The organism is Roseateles toxinivorans (assembly GCF_004362525.1).
In the GTDB taxonomy this organism is placed as follows: domain Bacteria; phylum Pseudomonadota; class Gammaproteobacteria; order Burkholderiales; family Burkholderiaceae_C; genus Paucibacter; species Paucibacter toxinivorans.
This window is the reverse complement of record NZ_SNXS01000002.1, coordinates 113,621-135,229: the sequence shown is the minus strand read 5'-3', so window position 1 is coordinate 135,229 and position 21,609 is coordinate 113,621. Positions and strand designations below refer to the sequence as shown.

Annotated in this window: 17 protein-coding genes; 6 read left to right on the top strand and 11 right to left on the bottom strand. The window is 68.4% G+C overall.

What is annotated here, in order from left to right:
* Positions 1–23: 23 nt before the first annotated feature.
* A complete protein-coding gene (locus DES47_RS06255; protein ID WP_341800590.1) occupies positions 24–671 on the bottom strand; it encodes a glutathione S-transferase in 648 nt (215 codons plus the stop codon).
* 30 nt (positions 672–701) lie between these two features.
* Here DES47_RS06255 and DES47_RS06250 point away from each other — a divergent pair, with 30 nt between their 5' ends.
* The 4 genes from DES47_RS06250 (at position 702) to DES47_RS06235 (ending at position 5,250) form a co-directional block, all read left to right on the top strand.
* Positions 702–1,628 (top strand): LysR family transcriptional regulator, encoded by a 927-nt coding sequence (locus tag DES47_RS06250; RefSeq protein WP_133699830.1) that lies wholly within the window; start codon positions 702–704, stop codon positions 1,626–1,628.
* Positions 1,629–1,705: 77 nt separating this feature from the next.
* A complete protein-coding gene (gene tcuA, locus DES47_RS06245; protein ID WP_133699829.1) occupies positions 1,706–3,109 on the top strand; it encodes an FAD-dependent tricarballylate dehydrogenase TcuA in 1,404 nt (467 codons plus the stop codon).
* A complete protein-coding gene (gene tcuB / locus DES47_RS06240) occupies positions 3,096–4,268 on the top strand; it encodes a tricarballylate utilization 4Fe-4S protein TcuB (RefSeq protein WP_133699828.1) in 1,173 nt (390 codons plus the stop codon). The genes tcuA and tcuB overlap by 14 nt, the downstream gene beginning before the upstream one ends.
* 19 nt (positions 4,269–4,287) lie before the next feature.
* On the top strand, positions 4,288–5,250 hold the full coding sequence (locus DES47_RS06235) for a Bug family tripartite tricarboxylate transporter substrate binding protein (protein ID WP_133699827.1): 963 nt from the start codon (positions 4,288–4,290) through the stop codon (positions 5,248–5,250).
* Here the strand turns inward: DES47_RS06235 and DES47_RS06230 are convergent.
* From DES47_RS06230 to gabT, 7 genes are all read right to left on the bottom strand, one after another.
* Complete coding sequence (locus DES47_RS06230; RefSeq protein ID WP_133699826.1) at positions 5,237–7,666, bottom strand: putative bifunctional diguanylate cyclase/phosphodiesterase; 2,430 nt, start codon at positions 7,664–7,666, stop codon at positions 5,237–5,239. The genes DES47_RS06235 and DES47_RS06230 overlap by 14 nt on opposite strands.
* Before the next feature lie 199 nt (positions 7,667–7,865).
* Complete coding sequence (gene fusA, locus DES47_RS06225; protein WP_133699825.1) at positions 7,866–9,968, bottom strand: elongation factor G; 2,103 nt, start codon at positions 9,966–9,968, stop codon at positions 7,866–7,868.
* A 112-nt stretch (positions 9,969–10,080) separates the two neighbouring features.
* Positions 10,081–10,968, bottom strand: coding sequence for an alpha/beta fold hydrolase (locus DES47_RS06220; protein WP_133699824.1), 888 nt, complete (start codon positions 10,966–10,968; stop codon positions 10,081–10,083).
* Positions 10,969–11,793 (bottom strand): alpha/beta fold hydrolase, encoded by an 825-nt coding sequence (locus tag DES47_RS06215; protein WP_166651878.1) that lies wholly within the window; start codon positions 11,791–11,793, stop codon positions 10,969–10,971.
* A gap of 9 nt (positions 11,794–11,802) precedes the next feature.
* A complete protein-coding gene (locus DES47_RS06210) occupies positions 11,803–13,371 on the bottom strand; it encodes a wax ester/triacylglycerol synthase family O-acyltransferase (protein WP_133699823.1) in 1,569 nt (522 codons plus the stop codon).
* An 84-nt stretch (positions 13,372–13,455) separates the two neighbouring features.
* Positions 13,456–14,916 carry an NAD-dependent succinate-semialdehyde dehydrogenase gene (locus DES47_RS06205; RefSeq protein WP_133699822.1) on the bottom strand — a complete coding sequence of 487 codons (1,461 nt, stop codon included), beginning with the start codon at positions 14,914–14,916 and terminating at the stop codon, positions 13,456–13,458.
* Positions 14,917–14,930: 14 nt separating this feature from the next.
* On the bottom strand, positions 14,931–16,214 hold the full coding sequence (gene gabT / locus DES47_RS06200) for a 4-aminobutyrate--2-oxoglutarate transaminase (protein ID WP_133699821.1): 1,284 nt from the start codon (positions 16,212–16,214) through the stop codon (positions 14,931–14,933).
* A gap of 89 nt (positions 16,215–16,303) precedes the next feature.
* On the opposite strand from gabT, the gene pdxR reads away from it, so the two are divergent.
* Positions 16,304–17,797 (top strand): MocR-like pyridoxine biosynthesis transcription factor PdxR, encoded by a 1,494-nt coding sequence (pdxR, locus tag DES47_RS06195; protein WP_133699820.1) that lies wholly within the window; start codon positions 16,304–16,306, stop codon positions 17,795–17,797.
* Between the two features lie 77 nt (positions 17,798–17,874).
* On the opposite strand, the gene DES47_RS06190 is transcribed toward pdxR, so the two are convergent.
* Complete coding sequence (locus DES47_RS06190; RefSeq protein ID WP_133699819.1) at positions 17,875–18,159, bottom strand: hypothetical protein; 285 nt, start codon at positions 18,157–18,159, stop codon at positions 17,875–17,877.
* Positions 18,160–18,354: 195 nt separating this feature from the next.
* On the opposite strand from DES47_RS06190, the gene DES47_RS06185 reads away from it, so the two are divergent.
* Complete coding sequence (locus tag DES47_RS06185) at positions 18,355–18,621, top strand: hypothetical protein (protein WP_133699818.1); 267 nt, start codon at positions 18,355–18,357, stop codon at positions 18,619–18,621.
* 627 nt (positions 18,622–19,248) lie between these two features.
* On the opposite strand, the gene egtD is transcribed toward DES47_RS06185, so the two are convergent.
* Both egtD and egtB read right to left on the bottom strand, forming a co-directional pair.
* Entirely contained in the window at positions 19,249–20,205 is a 957-nt protein-coding gene (egtD, locus tag DES47_RS06180; protein ID WP_133699817.1) for an L-histidine N(alpha)-methyltransferase, read from the bottom strand.
* A gap of 1 nt (position 20,206) precedes the next feature.
* A complete protein-coding gene (gene egtB, locus DES47_RS06175; protein ID WP_425057412.1) occupies positions 20,207–21,424 on the bottom strand; it encodes an ergothioneine biosynthesis protein EgtB in 1,218 nt (405 codons plus the stop codon).
* Between the last annotated feature and the right edge of the window lie 185 nt (positions 21,425–21,609).

Below are 21,609 nucleotides of genomic sequence, written 5' to 3'. Positions count from 1 at the left end.
CACAAGACAAGACATGACCCCGGTCAGAGGCGGTGTGGGGCATCTCCCTGTTGCCAAGGCGGCAGCCTGTGCATCACCGATTCGAACAGCGGCGAGCCCGCCAGCCGCTGCAACCAGGCGTCGAGCCGCGGCAGACCGGCCTCGGCCCACCAGGCCCTATCAACTTGGGCGAACTGGCGCACAAAGGGGAACAGGGCCATATCGGCCAGCGAGGGCGAGGGCCCCAGCAGCCAGGGCCCGGGGGCCAGCAACGCCTCCAGCGGCTGGAGCTGCAGCGCCACAGCCTGCGCGCGATGCTGATCTCGTGTCATCTGCGGATGGCGCTCGGGATACTTGTAGCCGTCCAGCGCGGCCTTGAACGGACCGTCGTTGATGGCGATCAGCGGCTGCGCCGCTTCAGCCCGAGCGAGCCAGCCCTCGGGATCGTGTTCGGTCAGCGCCCAGACCATGATGTCCAGGCTTTCGGCCATCACCCGACCGTCCGGCAGCACCAGCACCGGCACGGTGGCCTTGGGCGAAGCGGCCAGCAGCGCCGCCGGCTTGTTCTTCAGCACCACCTCGCGTATCTCCAGCGCGATGCCGGCCACCCGCAGGGCCAGGCGGGCGCGCATGGCGTAGGGGCAGCGGCGGAACGAATAGAGGATGGGCAGCATGGCGGCCGAGTGTGCCACCGGTGCCTCCCATCGCTTACCCTTGCAGGCATGGAACTCCGACAGCTGCGATATTTCGTCCGGGTCGTCGAGCTGGGCAGCTTCAGCCAGGCGGCGGCCTCGCTGGGCGTGGTGACCTCGGCGCTGAGCCAGCAGGTCAGCAAGCTCGAGGGCGAGCTGAGCACGCGGCTGCTGCAGCGGGTGTCCACCGGCGTGCGACCCACCGATGCCGGCCTGGCCTTCTGGCGCCAGGCCCAACTGGCGCTGCGCCATGCCGACGATGCCGTGCTGGCAGCGCAGACGGCGCGGCTGTCGGGCCATGTCAGCGTCGGCCTGCCGCCCAGCACGGCCAGCGTGCTGGGCCTGCCGCTGATGCGGGCGATGCGCGAGCGCTATCCCGAGGTAAGGCTGCACCTGGTCGAGAGCCTGTCGGGCCATCTGGCCCAGATGCTCAATGCACGACAGCTGGACCTGGCCGTGCTGTTCCAGGTCGATGCCGCGCGGCGTTGGAGCGTGCAGCCGCTGCTCGAGGAGCGGCTGTTTGTGATCGGCGAGCGTTCGCTGGCCGGCCTGCCCGGTGGCCGCAGCGCCCGTCTGGCCAGCCTGACCGAGCTGCCCCTGGTGCTGCCGAGCGCGCCGCACAATTTGCGCAGTGTCGTCGATGCGGCCTTCGTGCGCGCCAAGTGCGTGCCCAGGGTGGTGATCGAGATCGACGGCCTGGCCCTGCTGATGGACGCAGTGGCCGCAGGCTTGGGCGCCACCATCCAGCCCGGCGCCGCGGTGTCGCGCCTGCGCCGCGAGGATTTGGCCCTGATTCCGGTCAGCGACGCTCATGCGCGCCGGCCCAATCTGCTGGTCAGCCTGTCGGACGACGAGCTGTCGCCGGCCGCGCTGGCGGCTCGCGTTGTGATGGCCGATGTGGCGCGCCAGCTGGTGGAGCAGGGGCGCTGGGCCGGGGCCAGCCTTCACGAATCCTGAAACCCCCATGCCGGTCGCCTGCTGGCGGCGGCACGACTTGAAGCCTAGGATCGCTCTCACTTCGATGGAGGTGAAGCGTGATCGACGTGCTGGTGATTGGTGGTGGCAATGCGGCGCTGTGCGCCGCGCTGATGGCACGCGAGGCCGGCGCCAGCGTGCTGCTGCTGGAGGCCTCGCCCCAGGCCTGGCGCGGCGGCAACTCGCAACACACACGCAATCTGCGCTGCATGCATGACGCGCCGCAGGACGTGCTGGTCGAGGCCTACACCGAAGAGGAGTATTGGCAGGATCTGCTGAAGGTCACCGGCGGCGCTACCAACGAGGCGCTGGCGCGGCTGGTGATACGCGAGTCCTCGACCTGCCGGCCCTGGATGCGCAGCCATGGCGTCCACTTCCAACCCTCGCTGTCCGGGGCGCTGCATACCGCGCGCACCAACGCCTTCTTCATGGGGGGCGGCAAGGCCCTGGTCAATGCGTACTATCGCAGTGCCGAGCGGCTGGGCGTGCAGGTGCGCTACGAGGCGCCGGTCGATAGCCTGGAGCTGGACGAGGGCCGCTTCGTCGCGGCCTGGGTCGGCAGCGAACGGATTGAAGCCCGCAGCTGCGTGCTGGCCGCCGGTGGCTTCGAGTCCAACCGCGAATGGTTGCGTGAAGCCTGGGGCGTGAATGAGCGCGGCGAGCACCCGGCCGACAACTTCCTGATACGTGGCACCCGCTTCAACACCGGCACGCTGTTGCGCTTCATGCAGGGCGCGGGCGCCGACATGATCGGCGACGCCACGCAGGCGCATATGGTGGCCATCGACGCTCGTGCGCCGCTGTACGACGGCGGCATCTGCACCCGCATCGACTGCGTGTCGCTGGGCGTGGTGGTGAACCGCGAGGCCCAGCGCTTCTACGACGAGGGCGAGGACTTCTGGCCCAAGCGCTACGCGATCTGGGGCCGGCTGGTGGCCCAGCAGCCGGGCCAGGTGGCCTGGTCCATCATCGACGCCAAGGCGGTGGGCCGCTTCATGCCGCCGGTGTTCCCGGGCACGCAGGCGGATTCGCTGCATGAGCTCGCCGTCATGCTTGGCCTGGAGCCGAACACCTTTGTGCAGACGCTGGAGCGCTACAACGCCGCCTGCCGCGTCGGCAGCTTCGACCACACTGCCCTGGATGACTGCCACACCGAGGGCCTGGCACCGGCCAAGACGCACTGGGCCCGCCCACTTGATACGCCACCGTTCTACGGCTATGCGCTGCGCCCCGGCGTGACCTTCACCTATCTCGGTCTGAAGGTCGATGCGCGCGCCGCGGCGCACTTCGGCGGCCGTGCCAGCGACAACCTGTTCGTGGCAGGCGAGATGATGGCCGGCAATGTGCTGGGCAAGGGTTACACGGCCGGCGTGGGCATGTCGATAGGCACGGCCTTCGGCCGCATCGCCGGCACTCAGGCGGCGCTTGCCGCGATCAAGGAACACAGCCATGCAGCAGCTTGAGGCACTGACCCGCGAGGCCGCTGCGCTGGGCCAGGGCCGCGTGATACCGATACGCGCCTTGACGACCGACGAGGCCGAGGTCGGCCGCCAGATGCAGATCTGCAATGCCTGCCGCTACTGCGAAGGCTTTTGCGCCGTGTTTCCGGCGATGACGCGTAGGCTCGAGTTCGCCAAGACCGATATCCACCTGCTGGCCAATCTTTGCCACAACTGCGGCGCCTGCCTGCATGCCTGCCAGTACGCGCCGCCGCATGAGTTCGCGGTCAATGTGCCGCAGGCGATGGCCAAGGTGCGGCTGCAGACCTATACCGAGTTCGCCTGGCCGCCGGCGCTGGGCAAGCTCTACCAGCGGCAAGGCCTGACCCTGACCTTGGCCCTGGCCGCCGCGCTGAGCCTGTTCCTGGCCTTGGCCGCCCTGCTGCAGGGCGGGCTGTGGCAGGCGCCCGGGCCGGGCAGCTTCTACGCGATCTTTCCGCATAACCTGATGGTCGGCCTGTTCGCGCCGATCTTCCTGTTCGCTGCGCTGGCGCTTGCCATCGGAGTGCGCCAGTTCTGGAGGTCCGAGTCTCCAGGCCCGCTGTCGGGCGCCGCCGCCGGCGAGGCCACCCACGACGTGCTGCGCCTCAAATACCTCGGCGGCGGCCACGGCGAGGGCTGCAACAACGAGGACGACGCCTTCAGCCTCTTGCGCCGGCGCTTCCACCACCTGACCTTCTACGGCTTCATGCTCTGCTTTGCTGCCACCAGCGTGGCCACGCTGTATCACTATTTGCTCGGCTGGCAGGCGCCCTATGGCTACCTGAGCCTGCCCAAGCTGCTGGGCATCAGCGGCGGGCTGGCGCTGGTGGCCGGCACCCTAGGGCTGTTCTGGCTGAACCTGCGTCGCCACCCGCTGCAGCAAGACCTGGCGCAGCGGCCCATGGACCGCGGCTTCATCGCGCTGCTGCTGCTCACCGCCGCCAGCGGCCTTGCGCTGATGCTGCTGCGCCAGACCTCGGCGCTCGGCCTGATGCTGTGCCTGCACCTGGGCGCGGTGATGGCCTTGTTCGCCACCCTGCCCTATGGCAAGTTTGCCCATGGCATCTACCGCAGCGCGGCGCTGCTGAAGTGGGCGATCGAGAAGCGCCAGCCGAGCCGCCTGCACCTCACCGAAGACTGAATCCAACAGGAGACATTCCATGCAAAGAAGAGCCCTCTGGCTGACCACCCTTGCGCTGCTGGTCGGCGCCCATGCGCAGGCCCAGGAACTGCCGAAGAAGACACTGACCGTGGTGGTCGGCTTTGCAGCCGGCGGCGCCACCGACGCGGCCGCACGCATCATCGCCAAGAAGCTGCAGGACAATCTCGGCCAGACTGTGGTGGTGGAGAACCGCGCCGGGGCCGGCGGCAATATCGCCCATCAGTACCTGGCCGCAGCGCCGGCCGATGGCTCGGTCATCCTGCTTGGCTCGATCGGCCCGCTGACGATTGCGCCGCACATGATGAAGGTCGGCTACGACCCGCAGAAGGACCTTGCGCCGCTGACCATGGGCGTGAGCTTTCCCAATGTGCTGGTCGTGCATCCGGGCACCGGCATCAAGACCTTTGCCGACTTCATCGCGAAGGCCAAGGCCAAACCCGGCACGCTGGACTTTGCCTCCACCGGCGCGGGCTCGGCCTCGCACCTGGCCGGCGAATTGCTGAACCAGCGCGCGGGCATCGACACCGTGCATATTCCTTACAAGGGCGGTGCCCCGGCCCTGCAGGATCTGCTGGGCGGTCGCGTGGCCGCCTACTACGCTGCGCCACCGACGGCCCTGCCGCATATCGAGGCCGGCAAGTTGATCCCGATCGCCACCACCGGCCCGACGCGCCCGGCTTACATGCCCAACGTGCCGACGATTGCCGAATCGGGCTATCCGGGCTTCAACGCCAGCAACTGGTACGCCTTCGTCGCGCCGGGCAAGACGCCGGTGGCAGTCCTGGAGCGCTGGAACAAGGAGCTGGTCAGGGTGCTGACCACGCCCCAGGTGCGCGACGAGCTGCTCAAGCATGGCCTGACCCCCGCGCCCGGTACCCGCGAAGAGCTGGCCAGCTATATCGATAGCGAGAGCAGGATCTGGGGCAAGCTGGTGCGGGACCGCAAGATCACGGCGGAGTGACGAGCGCCGTTTCGGTGGCGGCGGGGCCTGGCATGCGGCCCTGGCACATCAGCTCCTGCCAATGCCCGGGCAGCTCGGGCCGGCCGAACAGATAGCCCTGCAGGCCATGAACGCCCAGCGCTTGCAGAAAGGCCAGCTGCCGGTCGGACTCGACGCCTTCGGCCACCACCCGCAGGTTCAGGCTGTGCGCCAGCGACACGACCGAGCGCACAACCCGCTCGCGCCGCAGATCGCCGGGCAGCTGGCGCAGGAAGGAGCGGTCGATTTTCAGCACGTCTATCGGCAGATCGACCAGCTTGGCCAGCGAGGAATAGCCGGTGCCGAAGTCATCGATGGCGATCGTGAAGCCGGCCTCGTGCAGACGCTGCAACTGCTGCAAGGCCCGCGCCGGCTGCCGGGTCAGTGCCGACTCGGTCACCTCCAGCTCCAGCTGGGAGGCCGTCACGCCGTGGCGGGCCAGCGCGCCGGTCAGCATGTCGAACAAGTCGCCACGCTCCAGATCGTGGGCCGACAGGTTGACGGCCACATGGTACGGTGCGGCCGCGCTGGCCCCGGCCCGCCAGCGGCCCAGCTGGGCACAGGCGGCCTCGACGACCCAGTCGGTGATGCCACCCACCAGGCCGCAGGCTTCGGCCACCGGAATGAACTCGACCGGAGAGACCGCGCCCAGGGCCGGGCTGGTCCAGCGCACCAGGGCCTCGAAACCCAGCAGGCTGCCGTCCGGCCGCAGCTTGGGCTGGTAAAGCAGGTGCAACTGTCCCTGGCTGAGTGCTTGTGGCAGCTCGGCCTCGATCGCCATGCCACGCTCGACGGCGCGGGCGGTGGTGGCATCGAACACGCCGAAGCCGTTGAACTCCTGCCGCCAGCGCGGGTCTTGGCCCATGTCCAGCGCGAGTTCACAGCAGCGCAGCAGCTCTGCGCCGTCGATCTGCCCGGGCTGCCGGGTCAGCAGCTCACGCACCGCGACCAGGCCGAACACCAGGTCCAGCACGACCGGCTGCGCCGCGGCCATCGCCTGAGTCGGAAGTGACGCGCAGAGGCGCCGCATCTGCACCAGCATCTCGTCCCCGTCCTCGCAGGCCCGGATCTGCAGCGCGATCACCGACCCTCGCACCCGCGCCACCTCGGTGCCGGCGGGCAGGCCGGCCAGCAGATCGCGCACAAAGGCCTGGAGCAGTTCATCGCAGGCACTGACCCCGTAGCGGGCGTTGAGCTGGCGCAGATTGCTGATGCGCAGGGTCAGCAGCGCGACGGCCGGCCCGGCGACGCCTTGCGCGCACAGAGCATCGAGCTGCTGGATGCAGCGGCCGCGGTTGGGCAGCCCGGTCAGCGGGTCGTGCCAGGTGGCCCGGGCCTCACGCAGCACCGATTCGGCCAGATGGGCCTGCATCCGGCGCAGCTCGGTCACGTCGTCGAAACCATAGGCCCGCAGGCGCCGACCGATGCTATGGGCCGAGCGCAGCTCGACCTCGCGCGGGCCGGCGCTTGCCCGCAGGCACCAGCGCAGGCCGGCCTCGGGCCGCCAGGCTCGGGGTTCGCCATCGGGGGCGCTCAGCAACTCGGCCAGTGGCAGGCCGTGCAGCGCCTGCTCGTCGTCCAGCCCGCACAGCAGCAGGAAGGGCTTGTTGGCGCGCAGCACCTCGTTGGCCGGGCCGCACACCAGGGTCGGCGCGCTGCCGGCCTGGAACACCTGCTCGCTGAGCTCGCGCGAACTGCGCAAGCGATGCTGGATCTTGCCCATGCCGTCGACCAGGCGGAACACCGCCAGCGGCAGGCACAGATTGAAGAACATGAACAGCGCCGCATGCACATAGAACAGCGACTGCGGCAGGCGCACGTCCTGCTGCGGCAGCTGCGGCGCCTGGTAGCCAGTCACCGCCAGCACAAAGAGCAGCGAGTTGAGCGCCATCAGGGCCAGCGCCAGGCGCCAGTTGATCAGCAGGCCGGCCACCAGCGGCGTGGTGTAGCTGAGCACATAGCCCAGCCGCGACAGCTCGGGTTGCTGGCCGGTCGAGATGGTGATGGCCAGCGCCGCGGCGTAGACGGCGCAGAGCAGCAGGATGGCGCCGCCCTGGCTGTTGCGCCGGGCCTGCCGGATCGCGGCCCCGAGCAGGCTCAGCACCACCACCACGATCACCACCGCCCAGGGCTTGCCGCGCAGCAAGGCCATCACCGCGCTGTGCAGGCCCACCACGCCGGCCAGCACCACGCTGGCCAGCAGCATCACCCGCAGCGCGCTCAGCTGGATGTCGGCGGTAGAGGTGGCCTCGCTGCCCGGCCGGCCGCGCGGCCGGTCCCAGGAACGGCTGGCCCGCCAGGGTGCGCGCAAGGCGCCGCCCGAGGGCCAGCCGTCGCCCGGCTCGGCCAGTACCCAGACGCGCAAACGTTGCAGCAATGAAGTCAGCAGATCGGTCATGACGGGACGAAGGCGCCACACCACCGGTCTTGCGACCCGTGGCGCCCTCGGCCCTCGAGATGGTTGCTATTGGTGTTGTCGATGACAACGGTGTCAGTCGCTGAATCTAGCTGCTCACACGCGTCGTAAGGCGCGGAAAAGTCCGCGCTATTGCCAATATATCAACGCAACATCGATCTCAGAACCCCTGGAGTGAGGGTCATTTGCCTCGCGAGGTGATGATCGCGTCAGCCACGTTCTTCGGCGCCTCGCTGTAGTGCTTGAACTCCATCGTGTAGGTGGCGCGGCCCTGGCTCATGCTGCGCAAGGTCGTCGAGTAGCCGAACATCTCGCTCAGCGGCACCTCGGCCTTGATGACCTTGCCGCCGCCGACCATATCGTCCATGCCCTGCACCATGCCGCGACGGCTGGACAGATCACCCATCACGTTGCCGGCATAGTCCTCGGGCGTCTCGACTTCCACGGCCATCATCGGCTCCAGTATCACCGGCGAAGCCTTGCGGCAGCCGTCCTTGAAGCCCAGGCTGGCGGCCATCTTGAACGCGTTTTCGTTCGAGTCAACCTCGTGGTACGAGCCGAAGGTCAGGGTTACCTTGACGTCCACTACCGGGAAGCCGGCCAGCACGCCGTTGGGCAGCGAGTCTTCCACGCCCTTCTTGACGGCGGGGATGAACTCGCGCGGCACCACGCCGCCCTTGATCGCGTCAACGAACTCGAAGCCCTTGCCCGGCTCCTGCGGCTCGACGGTCAGCACGACGTGGCCGTACTGGCCCTTGCCGCCCGACTGGCGCACGAACTTGCCTTCGACGTCAGTGACCGACTTGCGGATGGTTTCGCGGTAGGCCACCTGCGGCTTGCCGACATTGGCCTCGACGCTGAACTCGCGCTTCATCCGGTCAACGATGATTTCCAGGTGCAGCTCGCCCATGCCCGAGATGATGGTCTGGCCCGATTCTTCATCGGTGCGCACGCGGAAGGACGGATCCTCCTGGGCCAGGCGGCCCAGGGCGATGCCCATCTTCTCCTGGTCGGCCTTGGTCTTGGGCTCGACGGCCTGCGAGATCACCGGCTCGGGGAAGACCATCTTCTCCAGGGTGATGATGGATTCCGGGTCGCACAGCGTTTCGCCGGTGGTCACGTCCTTGAGCCCGACGCAGGCGGCAATGTCGCCGGCCAGGATTTCCTTGATCTCCTCGCGCTGGTTGGCATGCATCTGCAGGATGCGGCCGATGCGCTCTTTCTTGCCGCGGATCGGGTTGTAGACCGAGTCACCCGACTTCAGGATGCCGGAATAGACGCGCACAAAGGTCAGCTGGCCGACATAGGGGTCGGTCATCAGCTTGAAGGCCAGGGCGGCGAACTTTTCGTCGTCGGCCGGGCGGCGCGAGGTCTCCTTGTCATCGTCATCGGTGCCGGGCACCGGCGGGATGTCGATCGGCGAGGGCATGAAGTCGATCACCGCGTCGAGCATGCGCTGCACGCCCTTGTTCTTGAAGGCCGAGCCGCACAGCATGGGCTGGATCTCGCCGGCCAGGGTGCGCGTGCGTATGCCGAGCTTGATGTCCTGCTCGCTCAGTTCGCCTGCCTCGAGGTAGCGGTTCATCAGCTCCTCGCTGGCCTCGGCCGCGGCCTCGACCATCTTCTCGCGCCAGCTCTTGCACGTCTCCAGCAGCTCGGCCGGAATCGCTTCGTAGCTGAACTTCATGCCCTGCGAGGCCTCGTCCCAGAAGATGGCCTTCATCTTCAAGAGGTCGACGACGCCCTTGAAGTTCTCCTCGGCGCCTATGGGCACGACGATGGGCACCGGATTGGCGCGCAGCCGGTCCACCATCATCTGGCGCACGCGGAAGAAGTCGGCGCCGACGCGGTCCATCTTGTTGACGAAGGCCAGCCGCGGCACCTTGTACTTGTTGGCCTGGCGCCAGACGGTCTCGCTCTGCGGCTGCACGCCGCCCACCGAGTCATAGACCATCACCGCGCCGTCGAGCACGCGCATCGAGCGCTCGACCTCGATCGTGAAGTCCACATGGCCGGGGGTGTCGATGATGTTGATGCGGTGCTCGGGCAGGCTCAGGTCCATGCCCTTCCAGAAGCAGGTGGTGGCGGCCGAGGTGATGGTGATGCCCCGCTCCTGCTCCTGCTCCATCCAGTCCATCGTCGCAGCGCCGTCATGCACCTCGCCAATTTTGTGATTGACCCCGGTGTAGAACAGGATGCGCTCGGTCGTCGTCGTCTTGCCGGCATCGATATGCGCGGAGATGCCGATATTGCGATAGCGTTCGATGGGGGTCTTGCGGGCCATGGTGCTACTCCGGTGCGGTGAGGCGGCCTCGGCTTCCCGGCGGGAACCCCGAGGTCTCCAGAACCGTGGAGTGTAGGAGCCTGCAGCGCGTTACGCGGCTTGTGGGGCTTTGCTAGCTCGCAGCCCGTGCCGCCGCAGTGCGGATATTGGCAATGAAGCGCGGCCACAGCGCCGGGGGCAGGTCATGCCCCATGCCGTCGATCAGGTCCAGCCTGGAGCCGGCGATCTTGCGCGCCAGGTCGTGGCCGGCGGCCACCGGCACCAGCGGGTCGGCCTGGCCGTGGATGATCTGCGTCGGGGCCTGGATTCGGGCCAGCAGGGCGGAGCGGTCGCCGTCTGCTGCGATGGCCATCAACTGGCGCATCGTGCCCTGGGGCCGGTGGCTGCGCCGCACGATGCGGTCTATGCGCTGGCGCAGGACCTCGGGGTCGTTGGGGTAGGCGGGGCTGCCGATCAGCTGGTACAGCCTCACATAGCTGGCGACCACGGCGGCATGGTCGTTGGACGGCGGCCTGGCCATCAGCGCGCCGCGCACTCTCATCGACGGGCCGGGCAGGGCGCGGGCGCCGCTGGTGGTCATCATCAGCGTCAGGCTCTTCACCCGCTCGGGGTGGCGGGCGGCCAGCTGCTGGGCAATCATGCCGCCCATCGAGGCGCCACAGACGTGCGCGCTGGCCAGGCCCAGCGCGTCGAGCAGGCCGACGCAGTCCAGCGCCATGTCCGCGAGCGAATAGGGCGACTTCACCGCCATGTGCAGCAGGTACTTGACCGACTCCAGGCCGATATGGGGCAGGCCCTCGGCGTCGAAGGACTGGCTCAGGCCTACGTCGCGGTTGTCGAAGCGGATGACGCGAAAGCCGGTGGCCACCAGGTCTTGCACAAAGTCCTCATGCCAGGCCAGCAGCTGCATGCCCAGGCCCATGATCAGCAGCAGCGGTTCGCCGGAGGCAGGGCCGAATGATTCGACTTCGAGGTTGATGCCGTTGGCGCGTATCTGCATTCAGGTTCTGGTCGTCGTGGAGCTTGGGTGGGTGCGGAAGAACCAGCGCCGGGCGCCGGTAGGCTCAAAGTGCCGCCACTGCTCCGGGTCCTGCGCCAATCGGTCGGCGATGGCGTACAGCGCGACCGGGTTCAGGCCCAGGCCGACATGGCTGGCCTGCACCTCGATGTTCTCGGTGTGCGCCGCCGGCTCGTTGACGCTGCAGCGCCAAGCGACGATGCCATCGCTGCGCGAGAAGATCGAGGTGGTGGGCACCGGCGGCGGCTTGCGCAGCTCTTCCATCATCGCCGGGTCGTTGGACGAATGACCGCTGACCAGCTCGAAGAAGCGCCAGGCATTGGTGGCTCGCGGGTGGCCGGTGAAGGGCGTGCCCAGCGTGATCACGCAGCGCACCTGCTCGGGCAATTCCTTGGCCAGCTCGCGGGCATAGAGGCCGCCCAGGCTCCAGCCGATCAGGCTGACCTTCTGGCCATACTCGCGGTACAGCGCACGCAGGTCGGCCTGGCCCCGCTCCAGCACGCCCTTGCGCGGGCCGAAGTTGAAGCCCTGACTCCAGGGCTGTGAGACATAGCCGAGGCTGTCCAGAAAGCTGCGCAGCGGCGCTGTCGTCAGGTCATTGGCGCCCAGGCCCGGGAACACCAGCACCGGGTGGCCATCGCCGCGCGGCAGCCGCCTGAGCCAGGGCATGGCGGCGAGCAGGGCCGCATATTCCCAGGGCGCGCGGCCCTCCAACATCAGCAGCATGGCGCCGGGCGCGCGCAGCTCGGCGAACGACGGCGACGGGTGGGCTTGGGGTTGAGGAGGCTTGCGCTTGCTTGCAGGCATCGGCTGATCTTATCGGCTGGCTCGCTTCTGGGTTGGAGCGCTTGCCCTAGGACGTTTTGTCGCCGGGGTGACAGCTTTCCTCGGCGTCTTCTTGGCTGCTGGCGCTGCTTCGGCAGCAGGTGCGGGCAGCGCCGCAAACTCGGCAAATGCCGCCTGCACATGCTCGCCAAGCTCGGCCACCTCGGGCATGGCCTGGGCGCAGGCGATCAGGCCCATGTCCAGCGCGTCGTTGTACGTCTGCACGGTGATGTTCAAGGCCATGCCATGGACGACGATCGAGGTCGGGTAGTTCTTCAGCATCCTGGCGCCGGCCATGTACAGCGGCACGGTCGGGCCGGGCACATTGGAGATCGCCACATTGGCAATCGGCGGAATCTTCTCGGCCACACCGGCACGCTTGTACAGCGCCGCTGCACCCTCCATCAGCCAGGGCACGCCCAGCGACGGGAAGTCGGTCGGCATCAGCCCCTTGACATGGTCCAGATTGCTCTTCATCGCCGCGCTGGCGGCCAGCACATGGGCCAGTCGCTTGGCCGGGTCGGCGAGGTGCGTGCCCAGGCTGAACACCGTCATTGAGGCCTGGTTGTTGGCCGTGGTGTCGCCCTTGGCGCGGGTGGACACCGGCACCGCCGCGATCAGCGATTTGCGCGGCAGCGGCCCATGCTTGGCGAAGTAGCGCCGCAGCGCGCCGCTGCAAATCATCAGCACCGCGTCGTTGAGGCTGGCGCCGTGGCGGCGGCGCACCGCATTCAGCTCGGCCAGCGGCAGACTGACACCGCAGAACACCCGCTCCGCCGACAGCGTGGCGTTCAGTCGCGTTCGCGGCGCCAGGCTCAGATTGCTGACGCCCTTGCTGCCAGACGCGGCCTGTCCCTTGACTCGCGCCATCACGTCAGACATGACCCCGCCGGCCGCGCCGCCGGCCGACTGCGCGGCCATCTGCGCCAGCGTGCTGACGGCGCCGGGCAGGGCCTTGGCGATGTTCAAGGTCTGCTGCCACTGGCCGGCCAGTGCGCGGCGCAGCAGCTGGGTGGTGCCGGGCACGGCGCGGGCCGGGCGTGTCGGCATGTCGGGCAGTGCACGGGGCTCCGGGCTCAGGTCGAGGATGGCATGGGCCAGCGCCACGGCCGCCTGGCCATCGACGGCCGCATGGTGGAGCTGCGTGTAGAGGCCGTAGCGCTTGGTGCCGCCGGGACCAACGGCCAGGCCCTCGAAGACATGAAACTTCCACAGCGGCCGGCTGCGGTCCAGCAGCACCGGATGCAGCAGGCCGACCTGCTGCTCCAGCTCGGCCTGGCCGCTGCCCCTGGGCAGCTTGATGGCGACGATGTGCTGGTCCAGATCCGGCGTCGCGTCGACCCAGGCCGGGCTGGCCAGGTTCATCGGCATCAGCGCCAGCTTGCGGCGCAGCGCCGGGGCAAACGGGAGGCGGCTGGCCATGTGCGCGCGCAGGTCACAGACATAGTTGCCGCGGTAGCTGGCCGGCAGCTCGAAGATGTGCAGCGCGCCCACATGCATGGGCATCTCGGCGGTTTCGAGGAACAGGAACGAGGCGTCGAGGCCGGCGAGTTGCTTCAAGGCGTACTCCAGGAGGCTGTCGGGCCATGCTAGCCCGCGCTCCGCGGCCGCCGCGCAGGGGAGAACCCTAGCGCGGCCGCCTGCTCACTCAGCCAGGCCCGCCAGGCAGACGTACTTCACCTCAAGGAACTCCTCCAGCCCGTACTTCGAACCCTCGCGCCCCAGGCCCGACTGCTTGACGCCGCCGAACGGTGCCTCTGCAGTGGAGATCAGGCCGGTGTTGACGCCCACCATGCCGGCCTCCAACTGCTCGGACACGCGCATCGCCCGGCCCAGGTCGCGGCTGTAGAAGTAGGCGGCCAGGCCGAACTCGGTGTCGTTGGCCAGCGCGATGACCTCGGCCTCGGTGTCGAAGGGGAACAGCGGCGCCAGCGGGCCGAAGGTCTCTTCAACGGCGACCAGCATCTCGCTCGTCGCGCCGCTGACGACCGTCGGCTCGAAGAACAGGCCGCCCAGCGCGTGCGGCTTGCCGCCGGTCAGCACCTCGCCGCCCTTGGCGCGGGCGTCGGCAATGTGCTCCTCGATCTTGGCCACCGCCTTGGCATCGATCAGCGGGCCCTGGGTGATGCCCGCGTCAAGGCCGTTGCCGACCTTCAGCGCCTTGACGCGGGCCACCAGCTTGTCGCTGAAGGCCTTCAGCACGCCGCGCTGCACATACAGGCGATTGGCGCAGACGCAGGTCTGACCGGTGTTGCGGAACTTGGAGATCATCGCGCCCTCGACGGCGGCGTCCAGATCTGCGTCGTCGAAGACGATGAAGGGCGCATTGCCACCCAGCTCCAGCGACAGCTTCTTGATCGTGTCGGCGGACTGGCGCATCAGCGTGCGGCCGACCTCGGTCGAGCCGGTGAAGGTCAGCTTGCGCACCAGCGGGTTGCGCGTCATCTCGCCGCCGATCTGGCTGGCCGAGCCGGTCAGCACCGACAGCAGGCCCTTGGGCACGCCAGCGCGCTCGGCCAGCACGGCAAAGGCCAGGGCGGAGTAGGGCGTCTGCGAGGCCGGTTTGACGACCATGGAGCAGCCGGCGGCCAGCGCCGGACCGGCCTTGCGCGTCAGCATCGCGGTCGGGAAATTCCATGGCGTGATCGCCGCGGTCGTGCCCACCGGCTGCTTGATCGCCAGGATGCGGCGGTCGCCCTGTGGTGCCGGGATCACGTCGCCATAGATGCGGCGCGCCTCCTCGGCAAACCATTCGATGAAGGAGGCGGCGTAGATGATCTCGCCCCGGGCCTCGGCCAGCGGCTTGCCCTGCTCCGAGGTCAAGATCAGCGCCAGGTCGTCGGCATTGGCCAGCATCAGATCGAACAGCTTGCGCAGCACGGCGCCGCGCTCCTTGGCCGGCACCTTCGCCCAGGCGCGCTGCGCGACGTCGGCGGCGGCTATGGCGCGCTCGGTCTCGGCGGCGGAGCACAGCGGTACCGTGCCGAGTGTCTCGCCCGTGGCGGGGTTGGTGACGTCCAGGGTCTTGCCGTCATCGGCATCGGTCCAAACGCCTGCGATGAAGGCCTGTTGACGCAGCAGGGAAGGGTCTTTGAGGTTCAGCATGGGGTTCTTTCGGATCAGGCTTGCAGGGCGCGGGCGAGGATGGCCAGACCTTCGTCCAGCACGGCGTCTTCTATCGTCAGCGGGAACAGGAAACGGATCACGTTGCCGTAGACGCCGCAGCTCAGCAGCAAGAGCCCGGCGGCCTGCGCGCGATGTATCACCTGCTTGGTGAATTCGGTGTCGGGCGTGCCATCGGCCTGGGCGAATTCCATTGCCACCATGGCGCCGAGGCCGCGCACGTCGGCGATCTGCGGCACCGTGGCGCGCAGCGCGTTGAGCCGGGTCTTCAAGGTCTGGCCCAGGCGTTCGGCGCGGGCGCAGAGCTGTTCGTCCTCGATCACATCGAGCACCGCATGGGCCGAGGCGATGGCCAGCGCATGGCCGGCATAGGTGCCGCCCAGGCCGCCGGGCGCGGGGGCGTCCATGATCTCGGCGCGGCCGCAGACGGCCGATAGCGGCACGCCGCCGGCCAGGCTCTTGGCCATCGTCATCAGGTCGGGCAGCACGCCGTGGTGCTCCATCGCGAACAGGCGGCCGGTGCGCCCGAAGCCGGTCTGGATCTCGTCGGCGATCAGCACGATGCCATGCTGGTCACAGAGCTGGCGCAGCGCGCGCAGAAACTCGGTCGGCATCACGTAAAAGCCGCCCTCGCCCTGGATCGGCTCGACGATGATGGCCGCCACCTGGGTCGGTTCGATATCGCACTTGAACAGCTGCTGGATCGCGCGCAGCGAGTCATCGACCGACACGCCATGCAGGGCGGCCGGTGCCGGCACATGGAAGATGCTGCCCGGGAACGGGCCGAAGCCCTGCTTGTAGGGTGCCACCTTGCCGGTCAGCGCCATGCCCATATAGGTGCGGCCATGGAAGGCGCCGCTGAGCGCGATCACGCCGGGGCGGCGGGTGTGGGCGCGGGCGATCTTGATCGCGTTTTCGACCGCCTCGACACCGGTCGTGAAGAAGGCCGTCTTCTTCGCATGCGTGCCGGGTGTCAGCGCATTCAGCCGCTCGGCCAGCCGGACCACGCTCTCGTAGGGCACGACCTGGTAGGCCGTGTGGGTGAAGCACTCCAGCTGCGCCTGTATCGCCTGCACGATGCGCGGATGGCGGTGGCCGGTGTTGAGCACGGCGATGCCCGAGCCGAAGTCGATATAGCGCCGGCCCTCGACATCCCAGATCTCGGCGTTCAGCGCGCGCTGGGCGTAGATGGGGAAGCCTATGCCCACACCGCGCGGAGTGGCGGCGATGCGGCGGGCATCGATGGTGGCGTTGTTGGTGTGGCTGGTGGTCGTATTCATGGGGTCCCTGAAAAGCGTGACGCGAGCCGCAGTCTAGAATCGTATTGGCTCCATTATTGGAACCAATATCGATGAATTGTTAGAACCAAATGGCCGCTCAACTCCCTGCCCAGGCCGGTGCTCTGCCCGACTTCGTGCTGCGTCAGTTCGACCCGGCAAGTGGCGATCCCGACCACCGCCAGCTCTACCGCATCCTGCAATCGGGCATACGCACGGCGGTGCTGCCGGCCGGGCTGAAGCTGCCGCCGTCGCGGGCCATGGCCCAGGCGCTGGGCATTGCGCGCAACACCGTCGTCCACGTCTATGAACAGCTGGCGCTGGAGGGCTATGTGCAGGCCGGCGTCGGACGCGGCACCTTTGTGGCCGCCGTCGGGCCGCGATTGGCCGGCTTTGCCGGCCTGGCGGCGCAGCCGCTGCAGCCCGCCCGCCGGGCGGCGCTGTCCAGCCGCGGCAGCCAGCTGGTCGAGCAGGCCGGGGCGGCGCCGCTGCAATGGGGCGCGTTCGCGCCGGGCGTGCCTGAGGTGCGGATGTTCCCGTCCCAGGTCTGGAACCGGCTGCAGGCGCAGGTCTGGCGCGCCGCCACGCCGCAGCAGATGAGCTATGCCACCGGCCATGGCGACGCCGGCCTGCGCGAGGCCATCGCCACCTATCTGCAGGGCACGCGGGGCGTGGTCTGCACGCCCGAGCAGGTGGTGGTGACCAGCGGCACGCAGCAGTCGCTGCAGCTGGTGGCCCAGCTGCTGGCCGATCCGGGCGACACCGTCTGGCTCGAAGACCCCGGCTACTGGGGCGCGCGCAGCGTGTTCCGCGCGCTGGGCCTGAAGCTGGAGCCGGTGGCGGTGGATGCCGAGGGCCTGGCGCCCAGCGCCGCGCAGCTTCGCGCGCCGCCTCGGGCCATGTTCGTCTCGCCCTCGCACCAGTACCCGACCGGCGCGCTGATGAGCCATGGCCGGCGCCGCCAGCTGCTGGAGTACGCGGCGGCGCAGGGCGCCTGGGTGGTCGAGGACGACTACGACAGCGAATTCCGCTACGGCGCCCGGCCGCTGCCGGCCTTGCAGGGGCTGGACGACAAGGGCCGTGTGATCTATCTGGGCACCTTCTCCAAGACCCTGTTCCCGGCGCTGCGCCTGGCCTACCTGGTGCTGCCGCCCGAGCTGGTGGACAGTTTTGCCCGCGCCCTCAACGAGCTGTTCCGCGAGGGCCAGACCCTGCAGCAGGCCGTGCTGGCGCGCTTTCTGGCCGAGGGCCATTACGCGACGCATATCCGCCGCATGCGGGCGGTCTATGGCGCCCGGCACGACGCGCTGATCGCGGCCATAGCCCAGCAGTTCGGCAGCCAACTGCCGGTGATAGGTGGTGACGCCGGCCTGCATCTGGTGCTGGGCCTGCCCCAGGCGCTGGATGACCGTGCGGTGGTGCAGAAGGTGCTGCGCGCCGGCGTGGCGACGCGGCCGCTATCGATGTACTACATGCGCTCCCCGGCGCCGGCCAAGGGCCTGCTACTGGGCTACGGCGCGGTGCGCGAGGAGGAGATCGCCGGTTACTTTGCGCTGCTGGCGCGGGCGGTGCAAGGCTTTTTGTAACCCGCGTCAGCCAAATGGCTTGTATCGCCATTTGGCCTTCGCCAGGCACAAGCCCCTTCCGGGCCTTGTGTCCGGGCTCAGTGGGGTTTTCGCGGCTTCTTGTCGAAGGACTCGGGGCGGTAGACGTTGCCCTCCCACTGGCCCTTCTTGCGCGCCCGCTCGATCGCCGCCTCGGCCTCGCGGGCCGCCTGGCGCCGCGTGGCTCGCCAGTGGTACAGCCCCAGGGCCCGCGCCTTCAGGCCATAGCCCCAGCGCCGCAGCACGGCATCAAGCCGGCGCTGGCGTGGCGCGCTGAGGCACATGCGTATGCCCAGCAGCAGGCAGATGGCAAGGCCCAGGGCGGCGAGGATTTGGATGAACACGGCAGGAGGGGCAGGGTAAGCGCGGGGTTGATCGGGTGCGGCAGCAGTCCCACATGCTAGTTCATAGATGCGAATGACGGATGGCCGGCTGTGCCGCATGTCCCCCGAAAGAGGGGGCATCACCCCTTTCAGAGGGAATGGCGGGATCAGGGTGCTTTCTCAACAATCGCTCCCAGCCGTCAAGGAGATCCCGCCATGCAGCACCGTCATGTCTCACCCGTCAGTCTGAGGTTTTGCGACAGCCTGCGCGCCAGCGGCTTCGATGCCAACGATTTCGAGATCAGGGAAGAAACCGGCTCCGATCTGAGCCGCATGCTGGGCAATGACGACGCGCTGGTCACTGTGCGCCGGCGCAGCACAGGCGACGAGCGGCTGTATGCCGCCGGCCCGGGGCGGCCATGGTTTGCATTGGCCTTGATGGATGTGGAGCACGGGTGCTTCGGGCCTCAGGGAAGGGCTTGAGGATTTCGCTTGATCACGGCTTGTGGCTACGCAGGCCCAGCCCCGCCAGCCGCCGGGCTTCAGTACGGAGGTCGAGCCGGCCTGCGGCCCGCCCGACTCCCTTCCAGTGCTCTCGCCTTGGGCCGGTCGCGTAACTCGCCCCCGTTCGCTTCGCTCACTAAGCTCGGACAAACGCGCCCAGTCAGTTTTTGATCCGCGCGCAAAGCGCGCTGGCCCAAGCCGCTGCGCGCTTCAGCCCCGCACAGGCGCCCGTCGGCTGGCGGAGCTGCGCCTGCGCGGATGCAGGGTGGCGTAGCACGAGTGGTGTGCCACCGGCGGTGCCTGCATTGCGAGCCGGTGGCGACGACACCCCTTATGCGGCGCCGAGCAGCGCAGCTGCCTGAGGTTGCCCATCGCTCCGGGCGATGGGCCGAGCGTCTTTGTCCGAGCACCGACCACAGGCAGCTGCCAACGGCAGATGCCGGCCCCGCAGGGGGTGGGAGGGCGAGTTAGGCGCGTAGCCTCAGGCTGGGAGCAGCACAGGGGACTTGGCCCGCAGGGCCAAGCGCCGCATTTGGGGTGACGGCGACGCTGGCTTGCAATGCGCTTCAAAGCTCATGTGGGACGTGTTGAGAGCCTCCGAAAGGCTCAAGGCAACACCAGCCAGTGCACCGCGAAGCGCTGCTCCTCATCGGTCCACACCGCCGCTGGCTCAAAGCCTGCGCTGCGGGCCAGCGCCTCAAAGCTCTCCAGCGTGTATTTGTAGGAGTTCTCGGTGTGCAGCGACTGGCCCTGCCCGAACTCGAAGCGTTGGCCGCAGAAGCGCACGGTCTGCCGCGCCCGGCTGAGCAAATGCATCTCGATGCGCTGCAGCTGGGGTTGGTAGAAGGCGTAGTGGTCGAAGGCTGACAGCTCGAAGTCGGCGCCCAGCTCACGGTTGGCGCGGGCCAGCAGGTTCTTATTGAAGGCGGCCGTCACGCCTTGGGCGTCGTTGTAGGCGGCATGCAGCTCGTCCGGGTGCTTGACCAGATCGACGCCGATCAGCAGGCCACCGCCTTCCAGCCAGCCGGCCATGCGGCGCAACAGATTGCGGGCCGCCTCGGGCTCGAAATTGCCTATCGACGAGCCGGGGAAGAAGCCGATGCGCCGGCCCAGCGCGGGCGGCAGGTTCAGGCCCTGGGTGAAGTCGGCAGCAATGGGCTCGACGCGCAGGCCCGGGTAGTCGCGCCGCAGACCGCCGGCTGCCTCATGCAAGTGCTCGCCTGAGATGTCCACCGGTAAAAAGCGCTGTGGCGCCTGCAAATGGTTCAGCAACAGGCGGATCTTGCGGCTGGCGCCAGCGCCGAACTCGACGATGTCGGCCCGCGCTCCTATGCATTCGGCCATCTCGTGCGCGCGGCTTTGCAGAAGGCCCATCTCGGTGCGCGTCGGGTAGTACTCGGGCAGCTCGCAGATGCGCTCGAACAGCGCCGAGCCGGCGCTGTCATAGAAGTACTTGGGCGAGACCTGGCGCGGCTGCTCATGCAGGCCGGCGATCAGGTCGCGGGCGAAGTCGACGGCGGCCACCGGCACGTCGTCGGTGAGCTGGATCAGATGAGGATGCATATCAGAGATCCCGGGCAAGCCGTATGCCTGCAAACTGCCAGCGCGCCGCCGGCGGGAAGAAGTTGCGGTAGCTGGCGCGGCTGTGACCCTCCGGCGTGGCGCAGCTGCCACCGCGCAGCACCAGCTGGCCGACCATGAACTTGCCGTTGTATTCGCTGATCGCGCCGGTCCAGGTCCTGAAGCCGGGGTAGGGGTCGTAGGAGGAGCGGGTCCATTGCCAGACGGCGCCGAACCCCTGCCGCAGCTCGCTGCTGCGGCTCACCGCCGCCTCCCACTCGAACTCGGTCGGCAGTCGGTGGCCGGCCCATTCGGCGTAGGCAGCGGCTTCGTAAAAACTCAGGTGGCAGACCGGCGCGGCCGGGTCCAGCGCCTGCTCGCCGGCCAGCGTGAACAGGCGCGGCTGCTGCGCATCGGCCAGGTTCCAGTACAGCGGCGCCTGCCAGTCCTGGGCCATCACGGTGGACCAGCCATCGCTGAGCCACAGCTCGGGGCGCCGGTAGCCGCCGTCATTGATGAAGGCCAGGTACTCGCCGCAGCTCACTAGGTCGTCGGCCAGCGCAAAGGGCTGCAGCCGCACCGGGTGGCGGGGCGTCTCGTTGTCGAACGCGAAGCCTTCGCCGGCATGGCCGATCAAGGCCTCCTGGCTGGTGAAGGTGGACCAGCCGCCGGACCTCGCCGCGTCGGCAGCCGGATGCGGGCCCGCGTCGCCCCAGGCCGGCAGCAAGGGATTCAGCGAAAACAAATGCTTGACGTCGGTGAGCAGCAGTTCCTGGTGCTGCTGTTCGTGGTGCAGGCCCAGCTCCAGCAACGGCAGCGCCTCGCCGCCGCCCTGGCGCAGCAGAGCGGCGATGCCGGCATCCACATGGGCGCGATAGTCCAGCACCTGTTGCAGCGAGGGCCGGGTCAGCAGGCCGCGCTGGGGGCGCGGATGGCGCGGCCCGAGGCTGACGTAGTAGGAGTTGAAGAGCTGGGCAAAGGCCGGGTCGAAGACCTCGTAGCCGGGCAGATGCGGGCGCAGCACCACGGTCTCGAAGAACCAGCTGGTGTGGGCCAGATGCCATTTGACAGGGCTGGCGTCGGGCATGGACTGCACGCACTGGTCCTCGGCCGACAGCGGCGCGGCCAGGGCCAGCGTGGCTGCACGTACCTGGGCGTAGCGCGCGGCCAGGGCCCGCGGGTCCCTGCGCATCGGCATCGAGTCAGCTAATCCCATGGGCATGCCTCCCTTGTCTGGCCTTGGACCCGTCACGGTTGCGTTGCAGGATACCCGCATTGATCGTTATCCCTCATACGGGCCTGGTGCGCCATGCCCTAATATGGTTAATAAATTAAGTATTTTGGTGCGCGCCTGCCCGCTTGGCGGCCAGCGCCCGAATCAGCAGCAGCCTCCGAGTCCTCAGCCTG